This window comes from Streptoverticillium olivoreticuli subsp. olivoreticuli, from assembly GCF_003391135.1.
Classification (GTDB): domain Bacteria; phylum Actinomycetota; class Actinomycetes; order Streptomycetales; family Streptomycetaceae; genus Streptomyces; species Streptomyces blastmyceticus.
In genome coordinates, this window is sequence record NZ_CP031455.1 from 7,153,392 (window position 1) to 7,174,114 (window position 20,723).

2 protein-coding genes are annotated in these 20,723 nt (G+C 73.9%); both read left to right on the forward strand.

The features are described 5' to 3' along the window. The first annotated feature begins 73 nt into the window (after window positions 1–73). Window positions 74–4,999: a type I polyketide synthase gene (locus DXZ73_RS31410; RefSeq protein ID WP_425315929.1), complete on the forward strand. Its 4,926-nt coding sequence runs from the start codon at window positions 74–76 to the stop codon at window positions 4,997–4,999. 259 nt (window positions 5,000–5,258) lie between these two features. Continuing rightward, entirely contained in the window at window positions 5,259–20,702 is a 15,444-nt protein-coding gene (locus DXZ73_RS31415) for a type I polyketide synthase (RefSeq protein ID WP_425315930.1), read from the forward strand. The last annotated feature ends 21 nt before the right edge of the window (window positions 20,703–20,723 follow it).

A 20,723-nucleotide genomic window follows, 5' to 3' on the forward strand; every position in this document is an offset into this window, starting at 1 on the left:
AGACCACCCCGACGATCCACCGCATTCGAATAGGAAGCGCCACATGGCGAATGAAGCAAAGCTCCGCGAATATCTGAAGAAGGTCACCACAGACCTCGACGAGGCGTACCGGCGCCTTCAGGGAATCGAGGACCAGGCCCGCGAGCCGATCGCCATCGTCGCAATGAGCTGCCGGTTCCCCGGCGACATCCGCACCCCCGAGGAGCTGTGGCGGCTGCTGGCCGCCGGCGGCGACGCGGCGACGGAATTCCCCGCCGACCGCGGCTGGGACCTGCAGAACCTGTTCGACGCGGACCCGGACACCCCGGACACCACCTACACCCGCGAGGGCGGGTTCCTCGCCGACGCCACCCGGTTCGACTCGGGGTTCTTCGGGATCTCGCCGCGCGAGGCGCTGGCCATGGACCCGCAGCAGCGGCTGCTGCTGGAGACCTCGTGGGAGGCGTTCGAGCGCGCCGGGATCGACCCGGCCGCCCTGCGCGGCAGCCAGACCGGCGTCTTCGCCGGCATCAACGCCTCCGACTACCTGTCGGTCGCGCTGGACGCCGAGGAGGACTTCGGCGGGCACCTGGGCACCGGCAACTCCGCCAGTGTGCTCTCCGGCCGGGTCAGTTACGTGTTCGGCCTGGAGGGCCCGGCGGTCACCGTCGACACGGCCTGCTCGGCGTCCCTGGTGGCGATGCACCTCGCGGTGCAGGCGCTGCGGCTGGGGGAGTGCTCGCTGGCGCTGGCCGGCGGCGTCCACGTGATGTCCACGCCCGGCCTGTTCATCGAGTTCAGCCGGCAGCGCGGTCTGTCCCAGGACGGCCGCTGCAAGGCGTTCTCGGCGGACGCCGACGGCTTCGGCCCGGCCGAGGGCGTGGGCGTGCTCCTCCTGGAGCGGCTCTCCGACGCCCGCAAGAACGGCCACAAGGTGCTCGCCGTGGTCCGCGGCACCGCCATCAACCAGGACGGCGCGAGCAACGGCCTGACCGCGCCCAACGGCCCGTCCCAGCAGCGCGTCATCCGACGAGCCCTGGCCAACGCCCGGCTGTCCACCGCCGATGTGGACGTCGTCGAGGCGCACGGCACCGGCACCGCCCTCGGCGACCCGATCGAGGCGCAGGCGCTGCTCGCGACGTACGGCCAGGACCGCCCGGCCGACCAGCCGCTGCTGCTGGGCTCCATCAAGTCCAACATCGGCCACACCCAGGGCGCCGCGGGCATCGCGGGCGTCATGAAGATGGTCCTCGCCATGCGGCAGGGCGTGGTGCCCGAGTCGCTGCACATCGCCGAGCCCTCCCCGCACATCGACTGGGCGGCCGGTTCGGTGGCGCTCGCGCGGGAGGCCACGGCCTGGCCGGAGACCGGACGTCCGCGCCGCGCGGGCATCTCCGCCTTCGGCTTCAGCGGCACCAACGCGCACGTCATCGTCGAGCAGGCCCCGGCGGAGGAGCCGGCCGCGGCCGAGGAGCCGACGCGGCAGCCGGGCGTGCTGCCGTGGGTGCTCTCCGCCAAGGGCGAGGCGGCGCTGCGCGCGCAGGCCGCCAAGCTGCTGGACCGGCTGGGGGCCGACACCGGCGCCCGCCCGGTGGACGTGGGCTACTCGCTCGCCGTCACCCGCTCCGCCCTGGAGCGCCGTGCGGCGATCGTCGGCGAGGACCGCGACGAGCTGCTGGCCGGCCTCGCGACTCTCGCGGAAGGCGGCATGGCGCCGGGTGTGGTGCAGGGTTCGGCTGTCGGTGGGCAGGTCGCTTTCGTCTTCCCGGGGCAGGGCTCGCAGTGGGTGGGCATGGCGGTCGGACTGCTGGACGCCTCCCCGGTGTTCGCGGCTCGGATCGAGGAGTGCGCGGCGGCGCTGGCGGAGTTCTGCGACTGGTCGTTGGTGGATGTCCTGCGTGGTGTGGAGGGTGCGCCTTCGCTGGAGCGGGTGGATGTCGTCCAGCCGGTGTTGTTCTCCGTGATGGTGTCGCTGGCGGAGCTGTGGCGCTCGTTCGGTGTGCGTGCGGACGCGGTGGTCGGTCACTCGCAGGGTGAGATCGCGGCCGCGTGTGTGGCCGGAATCCTGTCGCTGGAGGACGCGGCGCGCGTCGTCGCATTGCGGAGTCAGGCGATTGGCCGGGTGCTGGCGGGCAAGGGCGGCATGGTGTCCGTGGCGCTGCCCGTCAGTGAGGTGCGTGAGCGGATCGCCGCGTGGGGCGAGTCCCGCATTTCGGTGGCAGCGGTCAACGGTCCGTCGTCGGTGGTGGTTTCCGGTGAGCCCGAGGCGCTTGATGAGCTGATTGCTTCGTGTGAGGCGGATGAGGTGCGGGCGCGTAAGGTCCCGGTGGACTACGCCTCGCACTCCGCCCAGGTCGAGCTGCTCCGCGAGGAGCTGGGCGAACTCCTGGCCCCGGTGCGGCCGAAGGCGGCCGAGGTGCCGTTCCTGTCGACGGTGACCGGTGAGTGGGTCAAGGGCCCGGAGCTGGATGCGGAGTACTGGTTCACCAACCTCCGCCAGACCGTCGAACTCGAAGGCGCTGTCCGCCGTCTGCTCGACGAGGGCTTCGGAGCCTTCGTCGAGTCGAGCGCGCACCCGGTGCTGACGATGGGTGTGCAGGAGACCGCCGAGGACGCGGGCCGTGAGGCCGCTGTCATCGGCTCGCTGCGCCGTGACGAGGGCGGTCTGGACCGCTTCTTCACCTCGCTGGGCGATGCGTGGACCCGCGGTGTGAATGTCGACTGGGACGCGGTCTACGAGGGAACCGGCGCCGCACGCGTCGAACTCCCCACCTACGCCTTCCGGACCGAGCGGTTCTGGCCGGAGGCGGCGCCCGCGCGGGCGGCCGGGGCGGCGCAGGCCGATCCGGTGGACGCTCGTTTCTGGGAGACCGTGGAGCGCGAGGACTGGCAGACGCTGGCCGCCGAGCTCGCGGTCGACGGCTCCCAGCCGTTCAGCGCCGTACTCCCGGCGCTCTCCGCCTGGCGCAAGCAGGCCCGCGAGCAGTCCGCGGTGGACGGCTGGCGCTACCGCGTGACCTGGAAGCCGCTGCCCGAGGGCACCACCGCGCGGCTGTCCGGCAGTTGGCTGCTGGTCGCGCCGGGGACCGAGGACGAGCGCGCGGCGGCCGTCGCCGCCGCCCTGGGCGAGCGGGGCGCCGACGTACGGCGGCTCACGGTGGACGCCACGGCGACGGACCGGGAGGCGGTGGCCGCCCTGGTGCGCGCCGAGCTCACCGGGGACGACGCGGCCTGCGACGGCGTGCTGTCGCTGCTGGCGCTGGACGAGCGCCCGTACCCGGGGCACTCCGCCCTCCCCGCCGGCGTCGCCGCGCAGCTGGCGCTGGTCCAGGCGTTGGGCGACGCGGGGATCGCCGCCCCGCTGTGGTGCGCCACCCGCGGCGCCGTCTCCACCGGCCGCTCGGACCGGCTGGAATCGCCGGAGCAGGCGCTGGTCTGGGGCCTCGGCCGGGTGGCCGCCCTGGAGCACCTGGAGCGCTGGGGCGGTCTGGTCGACCTGCCCGGGACCCTGGACGAGCGGGCGCTGGGCCGGCTGGCCGGAGTGCTCGCGGGCGACGGCGACGAGGGCCAGGTGGCGATCCGCGCCACCGGTGTCCTCGGGCCGCGCCTGGTGCGGGCCGGGCTGGCCGACACCCCGGCCGTACGGGACTGGCGGCCGACCGGCACCACGCTGGTCACCGGCGGCACCGGCACCCTGGGCGCGCAGGTGGCCCGCTGGCTGGCCCGCAACGGCGCCGAGCACCTGCTGCTCGCCAGTCGCCGTGGCATGGAAGCGCCGGGTGCGGCCGAGCTGCGCGAGGAGCTCGCCGCGCTGGGCGCCGAGGTCACCATCGCCGCCTGCGACGTCGCCGACCGGGACGCGCTGGCCGCGCTGCTCGCGGAGGTCCCGGCCGAGCGGCCGCTGACCGCCGTGGTGCACACCGCCGCGGTGGTCGAGGACGGGGTGATCGAGGCACTGACGCTGGATCAGGTGGACCGGGTGCTGCGGCTGAAGGTCGACGCCACGCGCCATCTGCACGAGCTCACCCGCGATCTGGAGCTCTCCGCGTTCGTGCTCTTCTCCCACTTCTCCGCGGTCTTCGGGGCGCCGGGGCAGGGCAACCAGGCCCCGGGCAACGCCTATCTGCAGGCATTCGCCGAGCGGCGGCGCGCCGAGGGGCTGCCCGCCACCACGCTCTCCTGGGGTCCGTGGGGCGACGGTGCCACCGTCGACGGCGCGGTCGGTGACCGGATGCGCCGTCACGGCATCAACGAGATGGCGCCGGAGCCTGCCGTCACCGCGCTGCGGCACGCGCTGGACCGGGACGAGACGGCGCTGACCGTCATCGACATGGACTGGCGGCGGTTCACCCTGGCCTTCACCGCCGACCGGCCGCGGCCGCTGCTGCACGACCTGCCGGAGGCGCGCCAGGCCGTCGAGGAGATGCGGGCCGAGGCCGCCGAGGCCGGCGCCGCCGGTCCCGCGCTGGCCCAGCAGCTCGCCGGGCTGCCGGAGACCGAGCGGGAGCGGGTGCTGCTGGACCTGGTCCGCGGCGCGGTGGCGGTGGTGCTCGGGCACGCCGACGCCTCGGCGATCGAGGCCGGCCGGGCCTTCAAGGAGCTGGGCTTCGACTCGCTCACCGCGGTCGAGCTGCGCAACCGGCTGGGTGCCGCCAGCGGGCTCAAGCTGCCGGCGGCCCTGATCTTCGACCACCCGACGCCCGCCGCGGTGGCCGCCTACCTGCGCGCCGAGGTGGTGCCGGACGAGGCGGCCGGCGGGGCGTCGGTGCTGGAGGAGCTCGACCGGCTGGAAGCGGCGATCGCCGGCAGCGCCCCGGACAACATCACCCGGGCCCGGATCACCATGCGGCTCCAGTCGCTGCTCGGGAAGTGGAACGAGGGCCCGGACGCCGGTTCCGCCGCCCAGGCCCCCGCCGCGGCCGCCCCGGCCCCCGGGGCCGGAGAGGTCGTCGAGGAGCTCCGGACGGCCAGTGACGAAGAGCTCTTCGCGTTCATCAACAAGGGGCTCGGAAGGGCCTGATGAACATTTCGCTATTGACGCGCCTTTCGAAGTCGGACAGGATTTTCCGCACTCTCGTATAAGGCTCGGCATTCCCGCTGCCCCCTATCGCCCCGCTGTCACCCAGGGGGTGATAGGGGGCAGTTAGGGGTTGTAGGGAGGGTTAGCCCGGCCATAGCCTCTCGCCGAGAAGTGGACCAATTGCTTAATTCCGATGCCGTCTGCCGTAAATGGGTTGCGTTAAATGGCGAATGAAGAGACGCTGCGGGACTACCTCAAGCTGGTAACGGCGGATCTGCATCAGACTCGTCTTCGCCTGCATGCGGCGGAGGCCAAGAACCACGATCCCATAGCCATCGTGGGGATCGGCTGCCGTTACCCGGGAGGCGTGCGCTCCGCCGAGGATCTGTGGCGGGTCGTCAGCGAAGGCGTGGACGCGGTAAGCGACTTCCCCGTGGACCGCGGGTGGAACGTCGAGACGATGTACCACCCGGACCCGGACCACCCCGGCACCAGCTATGTGCACGAGGGCGGATTCGTCGACGGCATCGCCGACTTCGACCCCTCCGTCTTCGGCATCAGCCCCCGCGAGGCGCTCGGCATGGACCCCCAGCAGCGCATGCTGCTGGAGACGTCCTGGGAGGCGTTCGAGCGGGCCGGCATCGACCCGACATCGGTGCGCGGTCAGCAGATCGGTGTCTTCGTCGGCACCAGCAACCACGACTACCTCGCCGCGATCCTCAGCTCCACGGAGAACTTCGAGGGCTACTTCGGCACCGGCAACGCCGCGAGCGTCGCCTCCGGCCGGCTCTCGTACACCTTCGGTCTCGAGGGCCCCGCCGCCACCGTCGACACCGCCTGCTCCTCCTCGCTGGTGGCGCTGCACCTGGCGGTGCAGGCGCTGCGCAACAACGAGTGCACGATGGCGCTGGCCGGCGGCGCGACCCTGATGTGCGCCCCCGGCGTCTTCGTCGACTACAGCAAGATGCGCGGGCTGGCCCTGGACGGCCGCTCCAAGCCCTTCGCCCCCGAGGCCGACGGCTTCTGCCTCGGCGAGGGCGTCGGCGTGCTGCTGGTCGAGCGGCTCTCCGACGCGCAGCGCAAGGGCCACCCGGTCCTCGCGGTGGTCCGCGGCACCGCCGTCAACCAGGACGGCGCCAGCAACGGCCTCACCTCGCCCAACGGCCCCTCCCAGCAGCGCGTCATCCTCCAGGCGCTGGCCAACGCCCGGCTCACCCCGGACGAGGTCGACGCCGTCGAGGCGCACGGCACCGGCACCGCGCTCGGCGACCCGATCGAGGCCGACGCCCTGCTGGCCACCTACGGCCAGTCCCGGCCCGAGGGCCGGCCGCTGCTGCTCGGCTCGGTCAAGTCCAACATCGGCCACGCCCAGGCGGGCGCCGGTGTCGGCGGCATCATCAAGACGGTCATGGCGCTCAAGCACGGCGTGCTGCCCAAGACGCTGCACCTGACCGAGCCCACCCCGCACGTGGACTGGTCGTCCGGCGACATCGAGCTGCTGACCGAGACCCGCGAGTGGCCCGAGACCGGCCGGCCGCGCCGCGCCGGCGTCTCCTCGTTCGGCATGTCCGGCACCAACGCGCACACCATCATCGAGCAGGCCCCGGCGGTCGAGGAGCCGGCGGACACCGCCGCCCCCGCCCCGGTCCGGCCGCCGCTCACCCCCGTCGTGCTGTCCGGCAAGGACCAGGGCGCGCTGCGCGCCCAGGCCGCCCAGCTGCACGCCCACCTGACCTCCGGTCGGTCCACCGCCGACCTGGCCGACATCGGCTACTCGCAGGCCGTCACCCGCCCCGCTCTCGACCGGCGCGCCGCCGTCGTCGCGGCCGACCACGACGAACTGCTCGCGGGCCTGGCCGCGCTGGCCGAGGGACAGAACCACCCCGCCCTCACCGAGGGCCTGGCCGCCGAGGGCAAGCTCGCCTTCCTCTTCACCGGCCAGGGCAGCCAGCGGCTCGGCATGGGCCGTGAGCTGTACGAGACCCACCCGGTCTTCGCCAAGGCACTGGACGACGTCTGCGCCCAGCTCGACCGTTTCCTGGAACAGCCGCTGAAGGACGTGCTGTTCGGCGACGACAAGGAGCTGCTGAACCGCACCGGCTACACCCAGCCCGCGCTGTTCGCGGTCGAGGTCGCGCTGTTCCGCCTCGTCGAGTCCTGGGGCCTCAGGCCCGACTTCCTCGCCGGCCACTCCATCGGCGAGCTCGCCGCCGCCCACGTCGCCGGAGTGCTGTCGCTGACGCACGCCGCCGCCCTGGTGGCCGCCCGCAGCCAGCTCATGCAGCAGCTCCCGTCCGGCGGCGCGATGGTCGCCGTCCAGGCGTCGGAGGACGAGGTTCTTCCGCTGCTGACCGAGCGGGTGAGCATCGCCGCCGTCAACGGCCCGATGTCGGTGGTCGTCGCTGGTGACGAGGACGCGGCCCTGCAGCTCGCCGCCGCCTTCGAGGAGCAGGGCCGCAAGACCAAGCGCCTCACCGTCAGCCACGCCTTCCACTCGCCGCACATGGACGCGATGCTGGACGACTTCCGCGCGGTCGCCGAGCGCCTGACCTACCAGGCCCCGCAGATCCCGATCGTCTCCAACCTCACCGGTGACCTGGTCTCCGCCGAGGAGATCACCACCGCCGACTTCTGGGTGCGCCATGTCCGCGAGGCCGTGCGCTTCCTCGACGGGATCCGCGCCCTGGAGACGCGCGGCGTCACCACCTTCGTCGAACTCGGCCCCGGTGGCGTGCTCTCCGCCATGGGCCAGGACTGCCCGGCCACCACCAGGGCGAACGCCATGGCGTTCGTCCCCGCCCTGCGCGACGACCGCCCCGAGGCCCGCACCCTCGCCCAGGCCCTCGCGCAGGCGCACGTGCGCGGCGTGGCCGTGGACTGGTCCACCTTCTACGCCGGCACCGGCGCCGACCGCGTCGACCTGCCCACGTACGCCTTCCAGCGCCAGCGCTTCTGGCCGTCCGACCCCTTCGCCGACATGGGCGACGCGGCCGACGGCGGGACCGGCGCGCTCAGCGCCACCGACGCCCGCTTCTGGGAGGTCGTGCACAGCGAGGACCTCGCGGCCCTCGTCGACACCCTCGGCATCGACGGCGACCAGCCGCTGAGCGCCGTGCTCCCCGCGCTGTCCGCCTGGCGCCGGCGCCACCACGACCGCTCCACCGTCGACGGCTGGCGCTACCGCACCACCTGGAAGCCGCTGACCGGGGCCCAGCCCTCGCTGCTGACCGGCACCTGGCTCGTCGTCACCCCGGCCGGCGCGGCCGACTCCCTGTGGCCGGCCGAGTCCGTCCGCATGCTCACCGAGCGCGGCGTACGCGTCGCACAGCTCGCCGTGGACGCCACCTCCGCCGACCGCACCGACCTCGCCGAGCGGCTGCGCGCCGCCCTGCCCGAGGGCACCACGCCCGCCGGCGTGCTCTCCCTCCTCGGCCTCGACGAGCGGCCGCACGCCGACCACCCCGAGCTCGGCGCGGGCCTCGCGGGCACCGTCGCCCTCGTCCAGGCGCTGGGCGACGCGGAGATCGACGCCCCGCTGTGGGCCGTCACCCGGGGCGCGGTCTCCACCGGCCGCTCCGACCGGCTCACCAGCGCCGCCCAGGCACAGCTGTGGGGCCTGGGCCGCACCGTCGGCCACGAACACCCCGAGCGCTGGGGCGGCCTGATCGACCTGCCCGAGGCCGCCGACGAGCGGACCCTCGGCCGGTTCGCCGAGGCGCTCTCCGGCCTCGGCGACGAGGACCACCTCGCCATCCGCCCGCAGGGCGTCTTCGTGCGCCGCCTCACCCGCGCCCCGCACACCGGGACCACCGACGAGGCCCGGCCCGTCCGCGGCACCGCACTGGTCACCGGCGGCACCGGCGCGCTGGGCGCGCACGTCGCCCGCTGGCTCGTGGGCCAGGGCGCGGAGCACCTGTTGCTGACCAGTCGCCGTGGCGCGGACGCGCCGGGCGCTGCCGAGCTGCGCGAGGAACTCGCCGCGCTGGGCGCCGAGGTCACCATCGCCGCCTGCGACGTCGCCGACCGGGACGCGCTGGCCGGACTGCTGGCCTCGATCCCCGAGCAGTACCCGCTGACCACCGTCGTGCACGCCGCCGGCATCATCGACGACGGAGTCCTGGACGCCCAGACCCCGGCCCGCCTGGCCGCGGTGCTGCGCCCCAAGGCCACCGCCGCGCTCCACCTGCACGAGCTCACCCGCGAGCTGGACCTGACCGCCTTCGTGCTGTTCTCGTCCATGGCCGCCACCTTCGGCGCCGCGGGCCAGGCCAACTACACCGCCGCCAACGCCTGTCTGGACGCGCTGGCCGAACAGCGCCGCGCCGAGGGGCTGCACGCCGTCTCGCTGGCCTGGGGCGCCTGGGCCGAGGGCGGCATGGCCACCGACGAGCTGGTCGCCGAGCGGCTCCGGCTGTCCGGGCTGCCCGCACTCGCCCCCGAGTTCGCCACCGCCGCGCTGCGCACCGCCCTCGACCTGGACGAGACCTTCTCCCTGGTCGTGGACATCGACTGGGACCGGTTCGCGCCCGGCCTCACCGCCATCCGCCCCAACCCGCTGGTCGCCGACCTCCCCGAGGCACGGCAGGCCCTGGAAGCGGCACGGACGGCCGACGGGAACGGCTCCGACGACGCCTCCTTCGCGCAGCGGCTGGCCGCCGCCGCGACCGAGGAGGAGCGCGAGGCGCTCGCCCTGGACTTCGTCCGCACCCAGGTGGCGGTCGTCCTCGGCCACTCGGGACCGGAGTCCGTCGAGCCCACCCGGGCCTTCCGCGACCTCGGCTTCGACTCGCTGACCGCGGTCGAGATCCGCAACCTGCTGGGCTCGCTCACCGGGCTGCGGCTCCCCGCCACGATCATCTTCGACTACCCGACCCCGGTCATCCTGGCGGAGTTCCTCCAGGATGAGCTCGTCGGCTCCCGCCCGGTCGCCGCCGCCCCCGCCGTCGCCACGGCGGCAGTTGACGACGACCCGATCGCGATCGTCGCGATGAGCTGCCGCTTCCCCGGCGGCGTGACCACCCCCGAAGAGCTGTGGAAGCTGCTCATATCGGGCCAGGACGCGGTCACCGGCTTCCCCGCCGACCGCGGCTGGGACCTCGACGCGCTCTACGACCCGGAGTCCGGCGCCGAGAACACCACGTACGTCCGCGAGGGCGGCTTCCTGCACGACGCCGCCGACTTCGACCCGGCGTTCTTCGGGATCTCGCCGCGCGAGGCGCTGGCCATGGACCCGCAGCAGCGGTTGCTGCTGGAGACGTCCTGGGAGGCGTTCGAGCGGGCGGGCATCGCCCCCGGGACGCTGCGCGGCCGACAGGTCGGCGTCTTCGCGGGCACCAACGGCCAGGACTACCTGCCCGTCATCCTCGCCGCCCCCGGCGGCTCCGAGGGCTTCATGGGTACGGGCAACGCGGCCAGTGTGATGTCCGGCCGGGTCTCCTACGCCCTGGGCCTGGAGGGTCCGGCGGTCACCGTCGACACGGCATGCTCCTCGTCGCTGGTGGCGCTGCACTGGGCGATCCAGGCGCTGCGCGCCGGTGAATGCGAACTCGCCCTGGCCGGCGGCATCACCGTGATGTCCACCCCCGGGAACTTCATCGACTTCAGCCGGCAGCGCGGGCTGGCCTCGGACGGCCGGATCAAGGCGTTCGCGGCCGGTGCGGACGGTACGGGCTGGGGCGAGGGCGTCGGCATGCTGCTCGTCGAGCGGCTCTCCGACGCCCAGCGCAACGGTCACCCGGTCCTCGCCATCGTGCGCGGCAGCGCGATCAACCAGGACGGTGCGAGCAATGGTCTGACGGCTCCCAACGGCCCGTCCCAGCAGCGTGTGATCCGGCAGGCTCTGGCCAACGCCGGTCTGTCGGCTGCCGAGGTCGACGCGGTCGAGGCGCACGGCACGGGCACGACGCTGGGTGACCCGATCGAGGCGCAGGCGCTGCTGGCCACCTACGGCCAGGAGCACGCCCCTGAGCAGCCGCTGTACCTGGGCTCCATCAAGTCCAACTTCGGCCACACGCAGGCCGCGGCGGGCGTCGCGGGCATCATCAAGATGGTGCTGGCGCTTCAGCACGGAACGCTGCCGCAGACCCTGCACGTCGACGCGCCCTCCCCGCACGTCGACTGGTCGGCGGGCGAGATCGCGCTGCTCACCGAGGCCACCGAGTGGCCCGAGACCGGCCGCCCGCGCAGGGCCGCGGTCTCCTCCTTCGGCATCAGCGGCACCAACGCCCACACGATCATCGAGCAGGCCCCGGTCACCGAGGACCAGACCGTGGCGCCGGGCCACGCGCCGACCGTGCTGCCCGTGCTCCTGTCCGCCCGCACCGATGAGGGCCTGCGGGCACAGGCCGAGCGACTGCGGACGCACCTGACCGAGGCACCGGACGCCGCACTGGCGGACGTCGGCTACTCCCTGGCCACGCAGCGCGTGGCGTTCGAGGAGCGCGCCGCGCTGGTCGTCGCCGACCGGGACGCCCTGCTGGCGGGCCTGGAGGCCCTGGCACACGGCGAGTCGGCCGCGGGCCTGGTGACGGGCTCCGCGGACGGTGGCAAGACGGCGTTCCTGTTCACGGGTCAGGGCAGTCAGCGGCTGGGTATGGGTCGTGAACTGTACGACTCTTTCCCGGTGTTCGCGGACGTGCTGGACGAGGTGTGCGCGCATCTGGACGGGCATCTTGAGCGTCCGTTGAAGGACGTGGTGTTCGGTGAGGACGCCGCGGCGCTGGATCGGACAGGTTTCACTCAGCCCGCGTTGTTCGCGGTTGAGGTGGCGTTGTTCCGTCTGGTCGAGGCGTGGGGTGTGAAGGCGGACTTCCTCTCCGGTCATTCGATCGGTGAGCTGGCTGCCGCGCATGTGGCGGGTGTGCTGTCGTTGGCGGACGCGGCGAAGCTGGTGGCCGCGCGTGGTCGTCTGATGCAGGAACTGCCCGCCGGTGGCGCGATGATCGCGGTGCAGGCGTCGGAGGACGAGGTTCTTCCGCTGCTGACGGAGGGCGTCAGCATTGCCGCCCTCAATGGCCCGCAGTCGGTTGTGATCGCGGGTGACGAGGAAGCGGCGCTCGCGATCGCTGCAAGCTTTGAGGCGCAGGGTCGTAAGACCAAGCGCCTCACGGTCTCGCACGCGTTCCACTCGCCGCGTATGGACGGCATGCTGGACGACTTCCGTGCGGTGGCCGAGGGCCTGTCGTACGAGGCTCCGCGCATCCCGATCGTCTCCAACCTCACCGGTGCGCTGGTCTCCGCCGAGGAGATCACCAGCCCGGAGTTCTGGGTCCGTCACGTCCGCGAGGCGGTCCGCTTCCTCGATGGCGTCCGTGCCTTGGAGGCACAGAACGTCACCACCTTCGTGGAGCTCGGCCCTGACGGTGTGCTCACCGCCATGGGGCAGGAGTGTGTCCAGGGCGAGAACGTCGCGTTCGTCTCCGCGCTGCGCAAGGACCGTGGCGAGGCCGGGTCGTTGGTGGCGGCCGTGGCCCGGGCGTACGCCCGTGGTCTCGCGGTGGACTGGGCGGCGTACTTCGCCGGTACCGGTGCCGCGCGGGTCGACCTGCCGACGTACGCCTTCCAGCGCGAGCGCTACTGGCCGAAGGTCTCCTCGCTCTACCTCGGCGACGTCACGGCCCTGGGCCTGGGCGAGGCCGGGCACCCGCTGCTGGGTGCCAGCGCCGAACTTCCCGACGCGGACGGTGTGCTGTTCACCAGCCGCCTGGCGCTCTCGACGCACCCGTGGCTGGCCGGTCACACCATCATGGACACGGTCCTGCTGCCGGGAACGGCCTTCGTGGAGCTGGCGATACGGGCCGGTGACCAGGTCGGCTGCCCGCACCTGGAGGAGCTGACGCTGGAGGCGCCGCTGGTCCTGCCCGGGCAGGGCGGGGTCCAGCTGCGGCTGTGGGTCGGCGCGGCCGACGAGTCGGGCCGCCGCCCGCTGTCGCTGCACTCCCGCCTGGAGGACCTCCCGGCCGAGGAGCCGTGGACCCGGCACGCCAGCGGTGTGCTCGCGGCCGCCGACGATCAGCCGCGACCGGCCTTCGAGCTGAGCGTGTGGCCGCCGGCGGACGCGGTCGAGGTGGAGCTCGGCGACCGCTACGCGGGGCTGCTCGACATCGGCTTCGCCTACGGCCCCGACTTCCAGGGCCTGCGCCAGGCGTGGCGGCGCGACGGCGAGATCTTCGCCGAGGTGCGGCTGCCCGAGGAGACCCAGGAGGAGGCGGGCCGCTTCGGGCTGCACCCGGCGCTGCTCGACTCCGCGCTGCACGCCATCGGCATCGGCGGCCTGGGCGTCAGCGACGACACCGGTCGACTGCCGTTCGCCTGGAGCGGGGTGTCGCTGTACGCGAGCGGGGCTTCGGCGCTGCGCGTCCACCTGGCGCCCGTGGGTGCCGAGAGCGTGCGGCTGGAGCTCGCCGACACGACCGGTGCCCCGGTCGCCGCCGTCGAGTCGCTCGGCCTGCGCCCGGTCTCGGCCGAGCAGCTGCGGACCGCGCACACCACCTTCCACGAGTCGCTGTTCCACATGGAGTGGACGCAGGTCGCCGCCACCGAGGCGACCGTCGCGGGCCGTTGGGCCGCTCTGGGTGCCGCCGGTCTCGTCGGCGCCGACGTCTCCTCCTACGCCGACCTGGCCGCGCTCGCCGCGGCGGTCGACGCGGGCGTCCGGGCGCCGGAGTTCGTCCTCGCCTCGCCCGGTACGGCCGGGGGCACGGACGCGGCGGCCGCCGCGCACCACGCCGCCGCCGAGGCACTGGTCCTGGCGCAGGAGTGGCTGGCGGACCAGCGGTTCGCCGACTCCCGGCTGGTCGTGCTGACTTCCGGCGCGGTGGCCGCGGTACCCGGCGAGCCGGTGCCCGACGTGGCACGGGCCGCCGTCTGGGGCCTGCTGCGCTCGGCGCAGTCGGAGAACCCGGACCGGCTGCTGCTGGTCGACCTCGACGGGCGGGAAGAGTCCCGCCGTACGCTCCCCGGCGCCCTGGCGGCGGGCGAGTCGCAGCTCGCGCTCCGCGCGGGCGTGGCGTACACGCCCCGGCTGATGCGGGTGGCCGTGGACGCCGACATCGAGCGGGACTTCCGTCCGGCCGCCGACGGCACGGTGCTGGTCACCGGCGCCAGCGGCTCGCTGGGCGGGCTGGTGGCCCGGCACCTGGTGGGCGAGCACGGCGTACGGCACCTGCTGCTGGTCAGCCGCCGCGGCGGCGAGGCCCCCGGCGCCGAGGACCTGGCGGCCGAACTGGCCGGGTCCGGTGCCTCCGTCACCTGGGCGGCGTGCGACGTGGCCGACCGGGAGGCGCTGGCCGCCGTCCTGGCGGACGTCCCGGCCGCGCACCCGCTGACCGCCGTGGTGCACACCGCCGGTGTGCTCGACGACGGTGTGATCAGCTCGCTGACCCCCGAGCGCGTCGACCACGTCATGCGCCCGAAGGTTGACGCGGCCTGGAACCTGCACGAGCTGACCCGCGAGCTGGACCTGGCGGCGTTCGTCCTCTTCTCGTCGTCCTCCGGCGTCTTCGGCGGCCCGGGCCAGGGCAACTACGCCGCTGCCAATGCCTTCCTGGACGCTCTCGCCGAGCACCGCAGGGCGCAGGATCTGCCCGCGACCGCCCTTGCCTGGGGTCTGTGGGCCGGTGGCGGCATGGGCGGCACTCTGGACGAGGCCGACATCACCCGGATGCGGCGCGCCGGCCTGCCGCCGCTGCCGGTGGCCGAGGGCCTGGCCCTGCTGGACACCGCCCTGCGGGTGCGCGGAGCGGCGTTGGTGCCGATGCGCGTGGACGTGACGGCGCTGCGCGCCGTGGCCGTCTCGGGTGCCATCTCGCCGCTGCTGCGCGGGCTGGTCCGGGTGCCGGTGCGGCGCGCGGTCGATGCCGGCGCGGCGGGTGCGGGTGAGTCGGGTCTTGTGCAGCGGCTCGCCGGGCTGAGCCCGGTCGAGCAGGAGCGGATGCTGCTGGATCTGGTCCGTGGTCAGGTGGCGACCGTTCTCGGTTATGCCGGGGCGGAGACTGTCGGTTCGGGTCGGGCGTTCAAGGAGCTCGGTTTCGATTCGCTGACCGCCGTCGAATTGCGTAATCAGTTGAACGCGGTGACGGGGCTGCGGCTGCCGGCCACGTTGATCTTCGATTATCCGGACCCGACCGTCCTCGCCCGCCACCTGCGGACCGAGCTGGCCGGCACCGGCACCGCGGCGCTCGCCCCGGCGCCGGTCGCGGCGGCCGTCGGCGACGACGAGCCGATCGCCATCGTCGCCATGAGCTGCCGCTACCCGGGCGGGGTGCGCACCCCCGAGGACCTGTGGCAGATGATCTCCGTCGGCAACGACGGAATCTCGCTCTTCCCCGACAACCGCGGCTGGGACCTGGACGCCCTCTACGACCCGAACCCGGAGACCCAGGGCACCTCCTACGCCCGCGAGGGCGGATTCCTGCACGACGCCGCCGAGTTCGACCCGGCGTTCTTCGGGATCTCGCCGCGCGAGGCCCTGGCCATGGACCCGCAGCAGCGGTTGCTGTTGGAGACGTCCTGGGAGGCGTTCGAGCGCGCCGGCATCGACCCGCTGTCGGTGCGCGGCAGCCAGACCGGCGTCTTCGCCGGCGTGATGTACCACGACTACGGCTCGCGGCTGCACGCCGCGCCGGAGGAGGTCGAGGGCTACCTCGGCACCGGCAGCTCCAGCAGTGTCGTCTCCGGCCGCGTCGCGTACACCTTCGGCCTGGAGGGCCCGGCCGTCACGGTCGACACGGCCTGCTCCTCGTCGCTGGTCGCCCTGCACCTCGCGGCGCAGGCGCTGCGCAACGGCGAGTGCTCCCTGGCGCTGGCCGGCGGTGTCACCGTGATGTTCACCCCTGGCACCTTCATCGAGTTCAGCCGCCAGCGCGGGCTCGCCGCCGACGGTCGCTGCAAGTCGTTCGCGGCGGCCGCCGACGGCACCGGCTGGGGCGAGGGCGCCGGTGTGCTGCTCCTTGAGCGGCTCTCCGACGCCCGCAAGAACGGCCACGAGGTGCTGGCGATCGTCCGCGGCTCGGCCGTCAACCAGGACGGTGCGAGCAACGGCCTGACCGCACCCAACGGCCCCTCGCAGCAGCGGGTCATCCGCCAGGCCCTGGCCAACGCGCGGCTCACCAGCGACCAGGTGGACGCCGTCGAGGCGCACGGCACCGGCACCACCCTGGGCGACCCGATCGAGGCCCAGGCACTGCTGGCCACCTACGGCCAGGACCGCCCGGCGGAGCGTCCGCTGCTGCTCGGCTCGGTCAAGTCCAACCTCGGCCACACCCAGGCCGCTTCCGGCGTCGCCGGCATCATCAAGATGGTGCTCGCCATGCGGCACGAGCTGCTGCCCAAGACGCTGCACGTCGACGAGCCCTCGCCGCACGTGGACTGGACGGCGGGCGCCGTCGAGCTGCTGACGGAGGCCAGGGAGTGGCCGCGCACCGAGCGCCCGCGCCGGGCCGGCGTCTCCTCCTTCGGCATCAGCGGCACCAACGCGCACGCCATCATCGAGCAGGCCCCCGAGACCGACGCGACCGAGGCCGAGCCGCACACCCCCGCGGCCGGCACCGGGCTGCCCTTCGTGCCCGTGCTGCTGTCGGCGCGTGGCGAGGACGGGCTGCGGGCCCAGGCCCAGCGGCTGCGCGCCCACATCGGCGAGCTGACGACGGCCGCGGACGACGACCGCCCGTGGTCCGGCCTGACCGACCTCGGCTACTCGCTGGCCACCACCCGCGCGGCGCTGGAGCACCGGGCCGCGCTGGTCGCCGCCGACCACGACGAGGTGCTGCGCGCCCTGGACGCGCTGGCGCGCGGCGAGGCCGACCCGGCGCAGGAGCTGCGCGCGGTGGCGACCGAGGGCAACGTGGCGTTCCTGTTCACCGGACAGGGCAGCCAGCGGCTGGGCATGGGCCGTGAACTGTACGAGTCCTTCCCGGCGTTCGCGGCGGCGCTGGACGAGGTGTGCGCGCACTTGGACGGGCACCTTGAGCGTCCGTTGAAGGACGTGGTGTTCGGCGATGACGCCGAGCTGCTGAACCAGACCCGGTACACCCAGCCCGCGTTGTTCGCGGTCGAGGTGGCGCTGTTCCGTCTCGTCGAAGGCTGGGGGCTGAGGCCCGACTTCCTGTCCGGTCACTCGATCGGTGAGCTGGCCGCTGCCCACGTCGCCGGTGTGCTGTCGCTGGCGGACGCGGCGAAGCTGGTTGCCGCGCGTGGTCGCCTGATGCAGGAACTGCCCGCCGGTGGCGCGATGATCGCGGTGCAGGCGTCGGAGGAGGAGGTTCTTCCGCTGCTGACCGAGCGGGTGAGCATCGCCGCCGTCAACGGCCCGCAGTCGGTGGTCGTCGCTGGTGACGAGGACGCGGCCCTGGAGATCGCTTCGGCCTTCGAGGCGCAGGGTCGTAAGACCAAGCGCCTCACCGTCAGCCACGCGTTCCACTCGCCGCACATGGACGGCATGCTCGCCGACTTCCGGAAGCTCACGGAGGGGCTGACCTTCCACGCCCCGAAGATCCCGATCGTCTCCAACCTGACCGGCGCCGTGGTCGCGGCCGACGAGATCCGGCTGCCGGACTTCTGGGTCCGCCACGTCCGGGAGGCCGTGCGCTTCCACGACGGCGTCCGCGCCCTGCGCGCGGCCGGTGTGACCACCTTCGTCGAACTCGGCCCGGACGGCGTGCTCTCGGCGATGGCCGAGGAGTGCCTGACCGACGCCGCCGACGTGGCCTTCGCGCCCGCTCTGCGCACCGGCCGCCCCGAGGCGCGGACGCTGGCGACCGCCCTGGCCCTGGCCCATGTGCGGGGTGCCGCCATGGACTGGGCGGCGTTCTACGCCGGCACCGGCGCGTCCCGCACCACCCTGCCCACCTACGCCTTCCAGCGCCGGCGCTACTGGCTGGACGTGGGCATCTCCGCCGAGGACGTGGCGTCCGCGGGCCTGGGGACGGCGGACCACCCGCTGCTGGGTGCGGCGGTCGAACTGCCCGACACCGGCGGCTTCGTCTTCACCGGCCGGCTGTCGCTGCGCAGCCACCCCTGGCTGGCCGACCACGCCGTCATGGACACCGTGCTGCTGCCGGGCACGGCCTTCGTCGAGCTGGCGCTGCGTGCCGGCGAGGAGGCCGGCTGCGACAGCGTCGAGGAGCTGACCCTCCAGGCGCCGCTGGTCCTGCCCGAACGGGGCGCCGTGCAACTGCGGCTGGAGCTGGCCGCCGCCGACGAGGCCGGGCGGCGGGCGCTGAGCCTGCACTCTCGCCGCGAGGAGGCGGACGCCGACGAGCTGTGGACCCGGCACGCGACCGGCTTCCTGGCCCCCGGCGCTGCGGCCCCCGCCGAGCCCCTCCCGGCCGAGTGGCCGCCCGCCGGGGCGACCGCCGTCGACACCGCCGACTTCTACGCGGGCGCTGCCGCCGCCGGACTCGGCTACGGCCCGGTGTTCCAGGGCCTGACGGCCGCCTGGCGCAGCGGCGAGGAGCTGTACGCCGAGGTCCGGCTGCCGCAGGGCTTCGAGACCCAGGCGGGCGAGTTCGGGATGCACCCGGCGCTGCTGGACTCGGCGCTGCACGCGCTGGGCCTGGACGGCTCCGGCGAAGGCGCACGGCTGCCGTTCGCCTGGACCGGGGTGCGGCTGCACGCCGCCGGTGCCGCGGGCCTGCGGGTCCGGCTGCGGCCGGCCGGCGGTGGCGTGGCGCTCGAGCTCGCCGACTCCACCGGCGCGCCCGTGGCGTCCATCGACCAACTGGTACTGCGCCCGGTCTCGGCCGAGCAGCTGGACGCCTCGCGCACCGCGCACCACGAGTCGCTGTTCCGGCCCGTGTGGACGCCGCTGGCGCTGCCCGCCGAGCAGACCGGCGAGGTCCCCCTCGGCCGGCGCTGGGTGGCGCTGGGCGGCGAGCCGTTCGCGGTCGCCGGCCGGACCCTGGACGGCTACGCCGACCTGGCGGCACTGGCCGCCGACGGCACCGCCCCGGATGTGGTCTTCGTCCCACTGGCCGCGGCCGGCACCGGACCGCAGCTGCCCGCCGCCGCCCGTGCCGCCGCCCGTGCCGCCCTGGAGCTGGTGCAGGGCTGGGTGGCGGACCCCCGGTTCGACGACGCGCGCCTGGTGTTCGTCACCCGCGGCGCGGTCGCGGCCCGCGACGGCGAGGAGCTCACCGACCCGGCCCACGCCGCCGTGTGGGGCCTGGTCCGCTCGGCCCAGTCGGAGAACCCCGGACGCCTCGTCCTGGTCGACACCGACGCCACCGACGCCTCCCACCGGGCCCTGCCCGCGGCGTTGGCCACCGACGAGCCGCAGCTCGCGCTGCGCTCCGGCGCCGCCCACTCCTTCCGGCTGGCCCGTGTCCCGGCCCACGACACCGACTCCGCCCCGGAGTTCGACTCGTCCGGCACGGTCCTGCTGACCGGCGCGAGTGGCACCCTGGGCACCCTGTTCGCCCGCCACCTGGTGGCCGAGCGTGGCGTGCGGCACCTGCTGCTGGTGAGCCGTCGCGGTGGAGCCGCTCCGGGTGCGGAGGAGCTCGCGGCCGAACTCGGCGCTCTGGGCGCCGAGGTGACGTGGGCGGCGTGTGACGTGGCCGACCGGGATGCTCTCGCCGATGTCATCGGCGCGATCCCGGCCGAGCACCCGCTGACCGGTGTGGTGCACACGGCCGGTGTGCTGGACGACGGTGTGATCGGCTCGCTCACCGGCGAGCGGCTCGACGCGGTGCTGCGCCCCAAGGTGGACGCCGCGTGGAACCTGCACGAGCTGACCCGCGATCTCGACCTGTCCGCGTTCGTACTGTTCTCCTCCGCCGCCGGCGTGTTCGGTGGCGCGGGTCAGGCCAACTACGCGGCGGCCAACACCTTCCTGGACGCGCTGGCGCAGCACCGCGCCGCCCGCGGCCTGCCCGCCACCTCACTGGCCTGGGGCCTGTGGGAGGCGGCCGGCGGCATGGCGGGCAGCCTGGACGAGTCCGACGTGACCCGGATGCGGCGCGGCGGCTACGCGCCGCTGTCGCAGGGCGAGGGCCTGGCCCTGTTCGACCTGTCCGGCGCGTCGGCCGAGCCGGTGCTGGTCCCGATCGGGCTCGACACCAGGGCGCTGCGCGCCCAGGCCGCCGCCGGGATGCTGCCCACGCTGCTGCGCGGCCTGGTCCGCACCCCCGCGCGGCGCGCCGCGGAGACGCCCGGCACCACCGCCGAAGCCACCGCCACCGGCTCGCTCACCGAGCGGCTGGCCGGGCTGTCGGAGGCCGAGCGCGACCGCGAACTCATGGAACTGGTACGGACGCACGTCGCGGCCGTCCTCGGCTACGCCGGGCCGGACGGCGTCGACGCCGGACGGGGCTTCCTCGACCTGGGCTTCGACTCGCTCACCGCCGTGGACCTGCGCAACCGACTGGGCGCGGCCGCCGGGCTGCGGCTGCCGGTCACGCTGATCTTCGACTACCCGACGCCCACCGCACTCGCCGGATACCTGCGCGAGGAACTCGGGGTGGACGGCGCGGACTCCGCGCTCCCGCCCGTACACGCAGAACTCGACAAGCTCGAGACGATCCTCTCCAAGATCGGCCCGGACGACGTCGAACGCCCCGGAATCGCCGCCCGCCTGCGCGATCTCCTGTCGAAGTGGAATGAAACGCAAAGTGCAACGGACAGCGCCGCCGAGGACCGCGAAATCCAGTCCGCGACCGCAGACGAGATCTTCGATCTGCTCGATGACGAGCTCGGGCTCAACTGACCAGCTCCACGTGAGCTTTCG